General features: G+C 67.6%; 10 protein-coding genes. 4 read left to right on the plus strand and 6 right to left on the minus strand.

The genetic code is table 11. The features are described 5' to 3' along the window. Positions 1–10: 10 nt before the first annotated feature. The 4 genes from ACFWPX_RS19950 to eccCa all read right to left on the minus strand — a co-directional run bounded on the left by ACFWPX_RS19950 (position 11) and on the right by eccCa (position 6983). Positions 11–874, minus strand: coding sequence for a hypothetical protein (locus tag ACFWPX_RS19950; RefSeq protein ID WP_378928658.1), 864 nt, complete (start codon positions 872–874; stop codon positions 11–13). Positions 875–961: 87 nt separating this feature from the next. Continuing rightward, entirely contained in the window at positions 962–1522 is a 561-nt protein-coding gene (locus ACFWPX_RS19955) for a hypothetical protein (protein ID WP_378928659.1), read from the minus strand. Next, positions 1519–2949, minus strand: a complete 1431-nt coding sequence (locus ACFWPX_RS19960; RefSeq protein WP_378928660.1) for a type VII secretion-associated protein — start codon at positions 2947–2949, stop codon at positions 1519–1521. Before ACFWPX_RS19960 ends, ACFWPX_RS19955 begins: the two co-directional genes overlap by 4 nt. Next, entirely contained in the window at positions 2946–6983 is a 4038-nt protein-coding gene (eccCa, locus tag ACFWPX_RS19965; protein ID WP_378919017.1) for a type VII secretion protein EccCa, read from the minus strand. The genes ACFWPX_RS19960 and eccCa overlap by 4 nt, the downstream gene beginning before the upstream one ends. 187 nt (positions 6984–7170) lie before the next feature. On the opposite strand from eccCa, the gene eccD reads away from it, so the two are divergent. The 3 genes from eccD to ACFWPX_RS19980 all read left to right on the plus strand — a co-directional run bounded on the left by eccD (position 7171) and on the right by ACFWPX_RS19980 (position 10882). After that, complete coding sequence (gene eccD / locus ACFWPX_RS19970; RefSeq protein WP_378928661.1) at positions 7171–8637, plus strand: type VII secretion integral membrane protein EccD; 1467 nt, start codon at positions 7171–7173, stop codon at positions 8635–8637. Positions 8638–8696: 59 nt separating this feature from the next. Beyond that, entirely contained in the window at positions 8697–10052 is a 1356-nt protein-coding gene (gene mycP, locus ACFWPX_RS19975; protein ID WP_378919021.1) for a type VII secretion-associated serine protease mycosin, read from the plus strand. A gap of 62 nt (positions 10053–10114) precedes the next feature. Next, positions 10115–10882 carry a potassium channel family protein gene (locus tag ACFWPX_RS19980; protein WP_378928662.1) on the plus strand — a complete coding sequence of 256 codons (768 nt, stop codon included), beginning with the start codon at positions 10115–10117 and terminating at the stop codon, positions 10880–10882. Here the strand turns inward: ACFWPX_RS19980 and eccB are convergent. Then, a complete protein-coding gene (gene eccB, locus ACFWPX_RS19985; protein ID WP_378919025.1) occupies positions 10879–12357 on the minus strand; it encodes a type VII secretion protein EccB in 1479 nt (492 codons plus the stop codon). The two genes, ACFWPX_RS19980 and eccB, sit on opposite strands and share 4 nt — an antisense overlap. 113 nt (positions 12358–12470) lie before the next feature. Between eccB and eccE the strand changes: the two genes are divergently transcribed. Beyond that, the gene (gene eccE / locus ACFWPX_RS19990; protein WP_378919027.1) at positions 12471–14114 is read left to right on the plus strand and encodes a type VII secretion protein EccE; all 1644 of its coding nucleotides are present in this window, start codon (positions 12471–12473) and stop codon (positions 14112–14114) included. A 25-nt stretch (positions 14115–14139) separates the two neighbouring features. On the opposite strand, the gene ACFWPX_RS19995 is transcribed toward eccE, so the two are convergent. Then, positions 14140–14700: an NADPH-dependent FMN reductase gene (locus tag ACFWPX_RS19995; RefSeq protein ID WP_378919029.1), complete on the minus strand. Its 561-nt coding sequence runs from the start codon at positions 14698–14700 to the stop codon at positions 14140–14142. Positions 14701–14871 lie beyond the last annotated feature (171 nt).

Consider the following 14871-nt stretch of genomic DNA (forward strand, 5'->3'; position numbering starts at 1 on the left):
GACCCTGGTTTCAGAACCCAGCGCGCTCGAGAAACTTCAAGGCGGAGTCTTTGTCCTTGAACCCTGACATCGACATGTACAACTTCGTCGTGGTGTTGAAGGTCTCGATCGTCGCGCCACCGCCGGGGATCGTGTCGTCGATGCGGAACTTCTTCTCGCCCTTGTCTGTCAGCCACTCCGGATGCTGACTGCTCCACTGACGGAGGAGTTTGTCCGGGTTGGTGTCGATCCAGGCGATCGGGTAGCGGTCGATGTCGACGGCGGTCCTCAGGAGCCCTACGGTCAGGCTGTTCTTGGCCGGCACCGTAAACACCACTCGCACCGCGTACGGGTCGTTGCCGATCGGGGCTTTCTCGGTGATGTTGTTGACGGCGACGACTTCACGCAGGGGTGCGGGCAACGCTTCGAGGACGGCCTTGGCGTCGGCCGAAACAGGTTGCGGGGCGGCCTTGCTCGTTGTCGGTGCGGGCTTGGAGGTGCTCTTTGCCGAGGTGGGTGCCGAGGGCGCTTCCTGGACTGCGGATGGGGGCGCTGCGACCGTTCCCGCTTCGTCGTCGCCTCCGCTGGAAACCGCGACAACACCGACTACCAGTGCACCGACGACCACGACAGCGCCACCGACCAGCACGAGCGGCGATTTCCACCACGGATTCTGCTGCGGCGGCTGGGGCGACCACCCCTGCTGCGGCGGCTGACCCCAACCTTGTTGCGGGTGGGGCTGACCACCCTGCTGCGCACCGTATTGCGGCGGCGCGCCCTGCTGTGGCGGCATCGGCGGATACGGCTGCTGTCCGGCATACTGCTGCGGCGCGCCCTGCCCGGGCGCCTGACCAGGTACCCAACCCGGACCCTGCTGCGGCGGTGGATAAGTCATGGATTCCCCTCCCAATTCACAGGCCGCACGCGATCCAGGCGACCCGCTGCGAGCGTACTTGCGCACGCCGTCGAACCCGAATCGAAGCTACTCGGCGCTGATTCGCACACCGCTCAGGATCGTGTCCAGATCTGACCGGTAGCGGGGAACGTTGGCGATGGGAGTCTGGGTGGCTATCTGGATGGGGTAGAACTTGTCGCCCATCGGGTAGGCGAACTCCAGGTAGTCGTGGTGGGAAATGGTGTTGGTTCCGGTGGTGAGGTGGGCGGAGGTGCCGCAGATTTGTACCTCTTCGGAACGTGTTCGGTGCCAGTCGGATTCGTTGGGACGGAGAATCCGGAGGGTGTTACTCGCGGCAGCGGGGGTAGTCGTGGGGCTGAAGGCGGTGACAGTGACCGTGGCCATGCCGAAGGGCGGGTCGGCGCCGTCGAGGGTCTCGAAACGGTGGAGGATGAGACCGACGCCTTCGACCGGCGCGGTCGACCAGCCCGGGGGTTGTGGCGCGTGGATGGTGAAGCCGGCCGGGTGGGCGGTGGTGGCGGAGGGTAAGTCGGCCGGGCAGGTGGGCGCGTTCGAGGTCGTCAGATCGGCTGGGGTGCAGGCCAGAGTGCAGGATGCCAGGAGTGCGGCGAGGAGGGTTCGCCTCATGGACCGACGTGGACCGCTCCGACGACCTGTTCGCAGGCGGACATCACACCGGCCCAGCCGTTTTCGGCGTACTGGCAGCCGATGCTGACCTGGACTCCGCGTTCGACCAGTACCTGCCAGCGGACGGTGGATCCGTCGGCGGGGCGTTCTTCGTAGGAAAGGCCGGGGCGGCCGGCGAAGACTACGTCCTGGCGGACGGGGGTGACCGTGCCTGCGGGTTTCTTGGCGATCTGGGCGGTGAGGTCGGCGGCGACCTCGTTGTAGCCCGCTCCGGGGGTGACCGGTTTCTGGGTGATGGTGATGCGGTGGCGGGCGGCGTCGTCGGGGACGAGGTCGGCGCGGGCATCGGTGGCGGTGGTGCGATGCCAGCCTGCGGGGACTTCTACGACGACTCGGCCGACTGTCGCGGTGGAAGGTTTCGGCTTCGGCTTCGACGTCGTGGGCGGTGGCGCGGAACTGGTGGTTGCCTGCGTGGTGGTTGGTGCGACGGCGGCGGTCGCCTCCTGGTCACCGGAGCCGAACAGGAAGAAGCCGCCGATGGCAGCCGCGGCGACGACAGCGACCAGGGCCGCTGCGCCGATGTAGAGGGGACGACGATCGACCGGGTTGGTGGCCGCGGCGCGCTCGCGCAGGGGTTGCATCCACTCGGCCGCGGGCGGGATGGTCGGCGTGTAGGCGGGGGTCTTCTGGGTGGGGCGGGCGAGGTCCGTTCCCGTCAGCGTGCTCACGGGTACCCCTGCGCCGCAGACACTTTCGACGACCGCGTTGACCGAGGCCAGTACCGCGGGATCGGTGGTGCCGAAAACCTGGACGACGTCAGCCGGACGATCGGCGAGCAGACGGCCCAGAAGTGCCGCGAGGAGGCCGAAGCCGTCCTCGTCGGCGAGTTCGGAGGCCGCGAGGTTGGGTTCGACCTCGACTGCCTCGACATGGGTGCCGTTCGTGTCGTAGATGACCGACGACGCCGAGGTCGACAGCATGCCGAACTCGATGATCGCGGTGCGGCGACTGCGGCTGGCGGTGACGTCGACCGCCGACGCGCGCAGGGCGCAGGCCTCGAACACGACCTCGTGGGTGAATTGCCCTGCGGCGGTACCGAACAGGTCGAGCTCGGGCTGCCCCCACGAAGTGGGGTGCACGACGACGATCCGCTCACACAGCGGCGTCACCCGCAGGGTGTCCATGATCGCACCGAGCACCGCGGACAGCGCCTGGCTCACCGTCGGCATCCGAGGAGGCAACGCGAGCACACCGCCGGCCAGGTACTGCACCACCGACACCGCCTGGGTGGGCGGGGTCAGTGGCTCACCGACGACGAGACCGGAACCGTTGCTGCCCAGCACAACCGACGGCGCGACATCCCAGTGGGTGGTGGCGCCACGCGCCCACACTTTGGCTTCGCTGACAACCAGCTCGACGACGGTCATTCCGCTTGCGGCATCCAGGCGGTCTGGACCAGGCCTTCGGTATTACGCGTGACGAACGTGCCACGACCGGCAGGCTTGGGGCCCGGACGCGTGGTGCCGACCATGACGCCTTCGTCCTTGCTGCAGCTCATCACCAGTGCGGCCGAACCGAGGTCCTTCATCCGCGCCAGTGTCGCCTCGTACATGGCGCGGCTGGCGCCACCGGAGCGGCGGGCGATGATCAGGTGGAAGCCGAGATCCCGGGCATGCGGCAGGTGCTCGACGAGCGCGGCGACCGGGTTGCCCGACGAGGTGGCGACCAGGTCGTAGTCGTCGACGAGCACATACAGCTCGGGACCGGACCACCACGAACGCTCACGCAGCTGCTGTGGCGTCACCTCGGGACCGGGGGTCCGCTTGGCCACATAGGCCGCGAGATCGGCCATGTTCTGGGTGAATTGCGGTGCGGTGGAACCGTATCCGGCCTGGTAGCCCTCGGGGATGATGCCCAGCATCGAGCGGCGGTAGTCGCCGACGATGAAGCGCGCCTCGTTCGGGGTGTTCGACGCCGCGATGCCCTCGATGATCGAGCGAAGCAGCGTGGTCTTACCCGACTCGGAGTCACCGATGATGATGAAGTGCGGGCTCTCCGCGAAGTCGATGTAGACCGGGGCGAGCTCGGCCTCGTTGATACCGATCGGGATGCGCATGCACTTGGTCGAGGGATCGACGCGTGATGGCCAGTTGCCTGCCAGGTACAGCAGCTGTTCGCGGGGCAGATTGTCGGGCAGCATGCGGACCTGCGGTGCGGGCCGTCCCGGTGTCATCCGGGCGATCGTCTCCACGGCGCTCGACACCGCCTGACCCAGGTTCGACGGATCGGCGGAACCGTCGATCCGCGGCAACGCGGTGAGCATGTGCAGGCACTCGGCGGTCATACCGCGACCCGGCCTGCCCTGCGGAACCAGCGACGCGAACTTACGGCCGAGGTCGGAATCCATCGGGTCACCGAGGCGGAGCTCGATGCGGGTGCCGATCTGGTCTTTGAGCGCGGGGCGGGCTTCCGCCCACCGCGCGAGCGCGATCACCACGTGCACGCCATACGAAAGACCCTGCACCGCAAGGTTCATGATGACCTGCTCGAGCGCGTCGAAGTCCTGGCGGATCGAGCCGTAGCCGTCGATGACAAGGAACACGTCACCGAACGGATCCTCGTGTGCGCCCTGGGCGGCCGGGCTCGACGCCGGGTCCATCGAACGCAGCCGACGGAACTCGACCATCGACTCGATGCCGAGCTGACGGAACTTCGCCTCACGGGTGCGCACGATCGTGGTCATCTCGGCGACGGTGCGGCGGACCTGGTCCTCGTCGAGACGGCTGGCCACCGAACCGACGTGCGGCAGACCGAGCAGGCTGGTCATCGTGCCGCCACCGAAGTCGAGGCAGTAGAACTGCACCTGCTCGGCGGTGTGGGTCAACGCCATCGCCATGATCATCGAACGCAGGGCGGTCGACTTGCCCGACTGCGGGCCACCGACGATCGCGACGTTGCCTCGCGAACCCGAAAGGTCGACGACGAACGGGTCGCGGCGCTGGTCGTAGGGGCGGTCGACGATGCCCATGGGGGCACGCAGGGTGGCGATCGCGGAGTACTCGCCGGTGAGGATCGAGCGCGGCACGAGCTGATCCATGGTCGGCGCCTCCTCGAGCGGCGGCAGCCAGATCTCGTGGGCGGGACGGCCGTGGCCCGAGATGCGCGAGACCAACATGTTCAGGTTCGACATCTGTTCGTTCTCGTCACCGACCGGCTCCGGCGCGAACTCGGCTTCCACCGGCAGCGGAACCCGATCCGCCGCACGGAATCCGACGTGGGTCGCGTTGAACGGCCGGGCGTTGACATCGATTTCACCGCCGACGATGCCCGCGCTGGTGACCTCACGCGCCGATCCACCACCGACGTACGCACCGGACACGTACGAGGCCTGGAAGCGCTGGATCTCGCCCGAGTCGGACTTCAGGTAACCGCCACCGGGGGTGCTCGGCAGGTTGTAGGCGTCGGGGACGCCGAGGACCTGGCGGGACTCGTTGGCGGAGAAGGTCTTCAGACCGATGCGGTAGGACAGGTGCGATTCCAGGCCCTTGAGCTTGCCTTCCTCCAGACGCTGCGAGGCGAGCAGGAGGTGGACCTGCAGCGAGCGGCCGAGGCGGCCGATCATCACGAACAGTTCCGCGAAGTCGGGGTGCTGGGTGAGCAGTTCGGAGAACTCGTCGAGCACGACGAACAGCGCGGGCAGCGGGTCCAGATCGGCGCCCGCCGCGCGGGCCTTCTCGTATTCGGAGACGTTGGCGAAGTTGCCCGCCTGGCGCAGGACTTCCTGGCGGCGGTTCATCTCGCCCGCCAGTGCGTCCTTCATACGGTCGACGAGGTCGGCTTCGTCCTCGAGGTTGGTGATGACCGCGGCGACATGCGGGACGCCGTCGAGGCCGAGGAACGTCGCGCCACCCTTGAAGTCGACCAGGACCAGGTTGAGCTGGTCGGGCGAGTGGGTGGCGAGCAGGCTGAGCACCAGGGTGCGCAGGAATTCCGACTTACCGGAACCGGTCGCGCCGATGCACAGGCCGTGTGGGCCCATGCCGTTCTCGGCGGCTTCCTTGATGTCGAGTTCCACCGGGGCACCGTCGGCGCCGATGCCGAACGGCACGCGCAGACGCTCGCGGCCGTAGCGGGGACGCCAGGCGCTGGCCGGGTTGAAGTTACCGATATCGCCCAGGCTCATCAGCTGTGACCAGGTGGAGATCGTTTCGGTCTCGTCGGTCTCGACGTCGCTGCTGCGCTGGGTGGCCGCGCGGTAGGGCGCGAGCCTGCGGGCGAGCTGCTGGGCCTGCTCGGCGCTGACGCGGTCGATGGTGGCGAAGCGTTCCTGGTTGCCGGTGGCGCCGCGACCGAGGCACTCGCCGTCTTCGACGACCATCTTGATGCCGCGTGAAACGGCAAGGCGCGGTGCGTAATTGCACAGGTCGATGATGGTGACACCCTCGTACCCGGACTCGCGAAGCTGGTCGTCCTCGGCCTCGAGCAGACCGCCGTCGACGACGATCACCACGTGCACCATGTTCGGGTTGTTCGGCTGGTTACGCGAGTAGCGCACCCGATTGCCGAGCAGCGGATGCAGGCCGCTCATGGCCTCGCGGATGGAGCCGTAGAACATGCGCTGGGTGCCGATGCCGTCCTGCACCTCGGGGTGCTGGGTGTGGGGAAGCCACTTGGTCCACTCCCACTCACGGGCGGTGTCCGGGCCGCAGACCACGGCAACGAGCACCTGGTCGGGCGCCTGGAACATGCACAGCTGCAACAACATCGCGCGCGTCATGTCGCGCGCCTGGGCGCGGTCGCCGTCGAGGGCGACGGTGCCGAAGCCCTTCACCGCGATGGCGGTCGGCAGGTCGGGGACCGTGGAATGCGCGCGCACGAAACGGCGCAGCGACACCGCGGCGATGGGCTCGAGTTCTTCGACGGGGCCGGTTTCCGGGGCCACCAGCCTGGTCGCCAGACGCTGACCGCCCAGGCCGATGCGCGCGTGGCAGAAATCCTTGTCGCCGGAGCGGCGCTCCCACATCCGGCTGGTACCGGCGAGCATCCAGATCAGGCCGGGCTCGGGGTGACTCCACTCGACGGCGGCGCGCTGCTGCTTGGCGGTCTCGTCGACATCTTTACGGACCTGATCGAGGTAACGCAGGTAGTCCTTGCGGTCCTCGTTGGCCTCGGCGGCCTTGGCGCCCTTGCCACCACCCTGTCCGAACATGGTGACCATCGACATGATCATCATCATCGGGAACATCATCGACATCGGGTTGGACAGCATGCCGCTGCCCTGCGTGAACATCAGCGCCATCATGCCGACCATGCCGACCACCATCACGACGGGCATCAGCTTCATCAGCAGGCTGCCCGGGGTGATCCGCGGGATCTCCGGCGGCGGCTGCAACGTGACCTCGCCACCCGGTGTACGCGGCATCTCGCGCCTGGCACGGCGCTGGAACCTGACGGTGCTCATGGTCGAAGACTCCCCCTGCTTGACTACTCGCTCATCTGTCGTCGCGACGGGCTCAGTGTAGAGGTCGCGGCCGACATGTCGTATGGTTCGTCAGGCATTCTGCTGTCCGAACGGTGGGTTCCGCAAACTGTCGACCGTTAAGAGCGGTCGAGCGGAAACACGAGGTAGAGACGGAACTGGGGGAGTTTTGACGCACGCGCGACTCGATCATGTGGAAGAGGACTCCGCGCGCGGCATCGTGCGCGCGCCGGACCTTGCCCGAGTAACCATCCTGGCCAAGCACACGCAGGTAGACATGGCTATTCCGGTCGATGTACCGGTCGCCCTCGTCATCCCCAGCGTGGTCGACATGGTCGCGCAGCACAGCCGCTCGAATGATTTCGACAACGACGGCGAACGCTACGAGCCTGCCGAATGGGTGCTCGCGCGCATCGGCCACCCACCGTTCTCGAACTCGCTGAGCCTCGGCGAACAGGGCGTGCGCGACGGCGAGCTGCTCATGCTCGAGAGCGCCTCGCACGCGGCGCCGACGCCACTGTTCGACGACATCATGTACAACGTCGCGGTCGCCGACGCCGAGCACTACCGCAGCTGGACGCCGAAGACCGCCCGCATCACCGGTTCGGTGCTCGCCGCGCTCACCATGCTGGTCGGCTGTTTCGGCCTGCTGGCCGCGCCGGATGCGTTGCCGTTCTGGGTTTCCGGGTCGCTCGCGCTGTTCGTCGCGATCCTCTGCGTGGTGGCGGGCACGGTGCTGAGCCGCATGTACCGCGACGCCTCGGCCGCACTCGTGCTGGCCGGCTGCGCGCTGCCGACCGCGTTCACCGGCGGCATGCTGCTGGTCCCCGATCACTACGGCGCGGCACATCTGCTGCTCGGATTCGCGCTGCTCGGTTCCATCGCGGTGCTCGCATGGCGGGTCACCGGCATCGGGCTCGCGCTGTTCATCGGGACGGCGACCGTCTCGGTGTTCGGGGTGCCCGCCGCGCTCGTCGGGTTGCTCACCGATCAGCCGGTCAAGGCGATCGGCGCGGTCGTCGCCGCGCTCGGTTTGGCCGGACTGTCACTCGCGCCGCGTGTTTCGATGTTGCTGGCCAAGCTGCCGCTGCCGCCGGTCCCCTCCCCCGGCACCCCGATCGATCCGACCGAGGACGATCCGGACGACCACCGCGCCCTGCCGACCCTCGACGCACTGCGCGCACGGTCGGAGCGGGCTCGCAACTACCTCGCCGGCCTGGTCAGCGCGACCACGCTGGTCACCGTCGTCGGCGCGCTGCTGGCGATCAACGCCGGCGCCGAGGATCCCTACTGGCCCGGTATCTCGCTGGCGCTGGTGTGCGCGGTGGTGCTGATGTTCCGCAGCCGCACCTACGCGGGCGCCGAGCAGGCCATCGTGTTGATCGCGGGTGGCTCGGCGATCGTGCTGATGATGCTGATCGGCGTCGCGCTCGAAATGCGCCAGCCCCTGGTCGTTTTCGGCGCCGCGCTGGTGATTCTGATCTCCGCGCTGGTGATGGGCTTGATCGTGCCGAACCAGTCCGCGACCCCGCCGATGCGCCGGGCCGTCGAGCTGCTGGAGTACGCGTTCGTCGCCGCGGTGCTGCCGCTGGTGTTCTGGGTCGCCGATCTCTACTCGCTGGTTCGCGGGCTGTGAGGCTCGGCTTTCGACTGACGGCCGTTGCTCTTGTCGTCGGGCTGAACGCCGGATTCGGTGTGAGCGGAACGGCTTTCGCTGATCGGCCGCCCGCGATCGACCCCGGGATGTTGCCCGCGGGAGATCCCGCCGCGCCGCCGGACAAGACCGAGCGCGGCAGTGGGACCAACGGACTGTGCTTCCGTACTCAGGCGAGTACCTCGCTGGCGGTGATTCCGCCGAGTCAGCGCTCGCTCGATCTGGAGCGGGCCTGGCAATTCTCGCGTGGCGCGGGACAACTCGTCGCGGTGATCGACACCGGCGTTGAGGCCCACCCCCGCCTGCCCGATCTATGGGCGGGCGGCGACTATGTGGCCGCCGGTGGCAACGGCACCGAGGATTGCGATGTGCACGGCACCGTGGTGGCCGGAATCATCGGCGCGACCAAAGTCGACAACCAGGGCTTCTCCGGCGTCGCCCCCGAGGCCCGCATCCTCAGCATTCGCCAGACCAGCTCGCTCTATCAGTCCGAGGGCGCCGGGCGGAACAAGGGTCCCGACGACTTCCCCGAGGGCTACGGCAAGGTCTCTTCGCTCGCTAGCGCGATCCGGCGGGCCGCGGATTTCGGCGCCAGTGTGATCAACATCTCTCTCGTTGCCTGCAACAGCGGTTCCCCGGCCGGCGAGGCAGCGTTCCGCGCCCTCGGCGCGGCGGTGCAGTATGCGGCAGTCGAGAAGGACGCGGTGATCGTCAGCTCGGCAGGCAACTCCGACAATGCCTGCAAGTCAGGCAATCCCGGGCCCGACCCGCTCAAGCCCGCACAGGATCTGTGGAGCACGATCCGCACCTACGTGAACCCCGCCTGGTACGACGAGTACGTGCTCTCGGTGGGCTCGATCGGCGCCAACGGCGCACCGTCGTCGTTCACCGTGCCCGGCCCGTGGGTCGGCATCGCCGCACCAGGAGAAGGCATTACGTCCCTCGATGCGAGGACCGCCGGCATCTCCGACGGCAAGTACGACAACCAGGGCAAGTACATGGCTTACAGCGGAACGAGTTTCGCCTCGCCGTATGTCGCCGGTGTCGCCGCACTGGTGCGCGACAGGTTCCCGGATCTCACCGCCAAGCAGGTCATCCAGCGGTTGCAGGCGACGGCCCACGCACCGGCGGAGGGCTGGAATCCCTACATCGGTTACGGCGCGGTCGACCCCGTCGCGGCGCTGACGAACGAAGTGCCCAAAGAACTTCCGCCGAAGCAGGCAAGCCCGGCGCGCAGTCAGCAGCTCGCGGTGCCCGCACCTCCGCCGCCCGCGGACAACACCGCGCGCAATGTGGCCCTGATCGGTTCCGGTGCCATCGGCCTCATTCTGGTCCTCGGCGTGCTGGCGTCGTTCCCGATCCGCCGTAAGTTCGGGATGTCGGCCGACGATCTCTGACCTGCTCGACCAAAGAGCAAGGTACGGTCGGCGGGCACGAGCCCGTCGATCCAGGTAGCCGCATGAATCCGTCAACGTCCGAACGTCCACTCACTCGCCGACAGCGGTGGGAGCGCGCGACCAATCTGCCGTTGATGGTGCTCGCGGTGGTGTTCGTCATCATGTACGCGTGGCGGGTGCTCGACACCGATGTGTCACCCCGCCTCGACACCGGTCTCGTCCTGGCGGATATCGCGATCTGGGCGGTGTTCTTCATCGATTTCGCGGTCAGGTTGTGGCTGTCGGGCGAGCGGCTGCGCTTCGTTCGCAAGCATCCACTCGACCTGCTGGTCGTGCTCGTGCCGCCGTTTCGGCCGCTGCGCCTGCTCCGGGCCTCCCTGCTGCTGCTCGACGCCCTCAACCGCGCGACGCACCCGCGCACCCGCCTGGTCACCTTCGTCGCCACCAGTTCCGTGCTGATCCTGCTGCTGTCGAGCCTGGCCTTCTTCGACGCCGAATACGGCGCACCCGACTCCAAGATCGCGACCTTCGGCGACGCACTGTGGTGGTCGGCGGTCTCGGTGACCACGGTCGGCTACGGCGACGTCTACCCCGTGACCACCGAGGGCCGGCTGGTCTCGCTGGTCCTGATGACGTTGGGCATCGGCCTGATCTCCTTCGCCATCGGCACCATGACCAGCTGGGTCGTCGAACAACTCAAGACCGTCGACGACGCCGCCGACCGCGCGGAGAGCACGCTCCGCGAACTGGTCGACGAGGTGAGAGCCCTGCGCACCGAGGTCGCCGAACTCCGCTCCGATTCCGCGAAGCCGGCGACCCCGCCCGACTAATTCGCCGCGGCGACAGGCTTCTTGGCGGGCGAGGGATCCGGCGCGACACCGTCGTGCGCGACCATCGCCTCTTCCCGACCCATCGTCGGCCCACCCGCGAGCAACCCGATGATCGGCCACGGCGCCGGTTCGGCGGTGACTTTCTCGAGGCCGAGTGCCTTCACCGCGTCGGTGTTCTTGATGCCGAAGCGGACGCCGGTGTCGGCGATGTAGAACAGGCTGTCCTTGCGGCGGCTGTTCGGTTCGATACCGGTGGACTGCACGTAGGCGCCGGAGGCAGGCGGGATGAAGACGGTGTCCGCGTTGGGGCCCGCGCCGTCGGCCTGCGCGAGGTCGACCATCTTGGCCTTATCCGGGATCGGCAGGTCGATGCCGGACAGCAGGGTCAGTTCCGCGCGAGCGGTGGCGTCGGTGTTGTCGGTGGCGCCCGCGATCGGCTTCCACGACATGCAGCTGACGGGCTGGTCCTTGGCGGTGATGAGGGTCGGCCGGTCGCGCGGGTAGTCCTGCACCTTCAACGTCTGCACGATGGTCGCGTAGGTGCGGTCGGTCGACTGAATGGTCGTGCCGTTCATCATCGTCGGATAGAAGTTGCGGATGATCTGGGCGGTCAGCGCCGAAATCTCCTGCAGTCCGTCCTGGAGCACCACATAGTTCTGGTTGGGCTCGTTGAACACCTGGACCACGTCACCGATCTTGTGGCCGCTCACTTTGTAAGTCGGTGTGCCACCGGGGTTGTCGATGACCGGCGTGATCAGCGGCAGCACCTCGGGAATCGCGTTGAGCAGACCCTCGCCGATCGGGCGCGGCGTCACGCCGGTGATCCCGAGCCCGTGGGTGACAGCCGGATCGTCCATCTTCACGCGGGCACGCTTGCCGTCGTAGACCAGGTAGACAGCGTCTTTGCCCTTGACGAGCATGGCCTTGCCGTCTTCGACCTTCGATGCCTTGGCGCCCAGACTCGGGTCACCGGCCAGCACCGACGTGGTCAGATCCGCTGTGCCGTCGGACTTGAGCTGATCACACACCGTCCAGGTTCGGCCCTTGCCGCCCTTGTCGTAGAGGATCGACGACGGGGCGCCGGGGATGCCGATCAGCTGACCGCGCGGCTTCTTCCCGAGCTCGGATTCCTTGACGATCGCCGCCTTGGATGCCTCACCGGCCGCCAACCGGGCCGAGGCCAGGTTCAGCGCGGGGTGCACGACATTGTCGACGACCACGTAGACGCCGCCGGATTCCTTGGCGATCAGGATCTTGCTGTCGCCGATCTTGTCCTGCGGGCGCAGCAGTGCGAGGACACCGCAACCGGCGAGGACCACGATGCCCAGCACCAGTCCGACCACGTAGGCACGGGTCTGCGCGCGCATCGGGTCGTGCAGCATCCGCACATCCCGGCGCACCAGGGCGTGCTCCATTCGCCGCACCAGGAAGCGGTATCCGCTGACCTGCCAGCGCGTTGTGGGTTTTGAAGGCATGGTTCCTCCCCCGAACAGTGCTCTCGTCCGGGCAACACAGTACAGTTCCCGGCAGCAGTTGTTCGCATTCGGCCATCGGTCGATCGACAATCGGGTACCTGGGGGAGGAACGAATGGCTGAGTTCACCGGGGCGGGACCGCGCCCGCTGTTCGGTCGGATTTCGCTGCCGCACCTACTCATTGCGCAGGTCCTCGGCCTGATCGCGGGGGTTGTCGCGCTGATCTGCGGGCTCGACGCGCTGCCGTCGCTCGGCATCGCCATCGCGGTGGCACTGGTGCCGCTGATCCCGTTCGGCAAGCGCACGATCCTCGACTGGATCTCGACCATCCGCCGGTTTTCCGGCAAGCGCGACTACACGCTCGGCGACACCGTCGACTTCCGTGACACCGACGGCCGTTCGCTCGGGCTGTACTGGGACGGCAGTCGCGTGGTCACCGTTGTCGAGGTACTGCCGCCGCGCGGCGGGCTGACCAGAATCGCCCGCACGGCCGTGCACGCCTCGCACCTGTTGCCGCTGCCCGAATTGGCCGCGTGCCTCAACCAGCACGACATCCTGCTCAGCGGGATCGACATCATCAGCCACGGTCACCGCAGCCGGTCCGGCACGCCCGCGGGCGCGATCTACGAATCGCTGCTCGGTCCGCTGCCCGCGACCGCGCACCGCACGGTCTGGCTCGCGATCAGCTTCGACGCGGTGGCCTGCCCGGACGCGACGGCTCGTCGCGGTGGTGGCATCGATGGCGCTTCGCGCTCGGTCACCATCGCCACCCAGCGGATCATGCGCACGCTCGAGGACGCCGATTGCAACGCGCGCATCCTCACCGCGCCGGAGATCCGTAAGGCCGTGCAGCAGATCACCGCCGGTCTCGATCCGCGCACGCTGAGTCAGCGGTGGAAGTACGCCGAGATCGGCAACGCGGTGAATATCGGCAGTGCGGTGGATCCCAAGCAGCTGGGTTCGGATCTGCTCGCGCAGCTGTGGGTCGCGCCGTCCCGTGGCACCACAGTCGCCGTGCGGCTGCGTCCCGGTAGCGATGCCGAATCCGTCAGTGTCGGTGCCGCATGGCGATTGACCGCGCGCGAACTTCCCGAGAAGACCAATTCCAAGGGCATGGTGTCGATGAGCGGTCGTCATCGCGACGCGCTGCTCGCGCACCTGCCGATCGCGGTTCCCGGTGTCGATGACACGATCCCGACCATCGAGTACCCGATCGATGTCATCGGCGCGCTGCATCTTCCGTCTTCGGGCTGCGGGCAGCTGCTCGGCTCCGACGACGAGGGCAACGGCGTCGCCACCAGGATCGTCGGTGTCGGTATCTCCACCGTGTATGTGGCCGGTGAGCTGTATCTTGCCCAGCAGTTGGTGTTCCGCGCGCTGGCCGTCGGCGAGCGGGTACTGGTGCGCACCGACCGGGCGCAAGCCTGGGAGCAGCTGGTGACCACCGTCGGCAATCCGGAGCGGCTGACCATCGCGGTCGAAACACACCAGTCCGACGCGGGTTTCACCGCCACGGTCGTCGACGGTGTGCTCGCGCCCGCCCCGCACGCCGGTGTCACCACGATCTACCTCACCGGCGATCCCAACGGCTGGCCCGCTTCTCGCCCCGACCTGGAGATCTTCCAGCCGGGCGCGATCGGCAACCGCGTCGTTCTGCGCACGGGAACGACCAGGGTGAACCTCACGCTGGTGTCGATCCCCCGCGAGTCGACCTATATCGGCCAGCCGCGCGGTCAGCGCACGATGGCCAGCGCCTGAGCATGCGCCCGCCCCGCACGGCCGATCAGCCCGGATAGGGTTCGACCGTGCGGGCCGCCCGCAAAGTGGTTCCCCACCAGGTCAATTGGTTCAGCATGCGGTCGCACGCGTCGATCGCGGCGTTGTCGTCGGTCATGCCGGTCTTGTCGAAGCGACGTTTGGCCTGGGCGAAGCTCACCGATTCGCGCACCGACACCATGTGCAGTTCCGCGACCACCTGACGCAACTGCTCGACCGCGCGCAACCCACCCGACAGGCCGCCGTAGGACACGAACCCGATCGGCTTGGCCCGCCACTCGTGCTTGGCGCTGTCGAGCGCGGTCTTCAGCGAAGCCGGGTACCCGTGGTTGTACTCGGAGGTGACGGCGACGAACGCGTCCGCCGCGGCCAACCTGGCCCGAAATGCCTCGACCTCCGCCGTTTCGGTGAGGTCGACAGGCAGCGCCAGATCGAGCAGATCGAGCACCCCCACCTCGAATTCCGGCCGCTCGCCCAGCGCGGTGACCAGCCAGCCCGCCACCACGGGCGCGAATCGCTCGGGGCGCGTACTGGCGACGATGATCTCCAACCGCAGCGGTGCGTTCATGCCGCCGAGCTTATCGACACCGCACTCCCCCCTGATCCGCCCCGCTCGACCGATCAGGCAAGATAGAGGGCAGTCGTGCAGAGCTCATGGGGGCGCGGGGTTGTGAACTGCTCGAGGGAACTCGGGTGAACGTAAGTATCCGTTTGCGAATCTGACTGACTCGGGGGTCTG

This window comes from Nocardia sp. NPDC058518 (assembly GCF_042719655.1).
Lineage (GTDB): Bacteria > Actinomycetota > Actinomycetes > Mycobacteriales > Mycobacteriaceae > Nocardia.

What these genes read in the sequence shown, in the direction of transcription:
- eccE (WP_378919027.1), top strand. Translation starts at nt 12,471, where the DNA reads ATGGCTGAGTTCACCGGGGCGGGACCGCGCCCGCTGTTCGGTCGGATT.
- ACFWPX_RS19950 (WP_378928658.1), bottom strand. Translation starts at nt 874, where the DNA reads ATGACTTATCCACCGCCGCAGCAGGGTCCGGGTTGGGTACCTGGTCAG.
- eccB (WP_378919025.1), bottom strand. Translation starts at nt 12,357, where the DNA reads ATGCCTTCAAAACCCACAACGCGCTGGCAGGTCAGCGGATACCGCTTC.
- ACFWPX_RS19980 (WP_378928662.1), top strand. Translation starts at nt 10,115, where the DNA reads ATGAATCCGTCAACGTCCGAACGTCCACTCACTCGCCGACAGCGGTGG.
- eccCa (WP_378919017.1), bottom strand. Translation starts at nt 6,983, where the DNA reads ATGAGCACCGTCAGGTTCCAGCGCCGTGCCAGGCGCGAGATGCCGCGT.
- ACFWPX_RS19960 (WP_378928660.1), bottom strand. Translation starts at nt 2,949, where the DNA reads ATGACCGTCGTCGAGCTGGTTGTCAGCGAAGCCAAAGTGTGGGCGCGT.
- ACFWPX_RS19995 (WP_378919029.1), bottom strand. Translation starts at nt 14,700, where the DNA reads ATGAACGCACCGCTGCGGTTGGAGATCATCGTCGCCAGTACGCGCCCC.
- ACFWPX_RS19955 (WP_378928659.1), bottom strand. Translation starts at nt 1,522, where the DNA reads ATGAGGCGAACCCTCCTCGCCGCACTCCTGGCATCCTGCACTCTGGCC.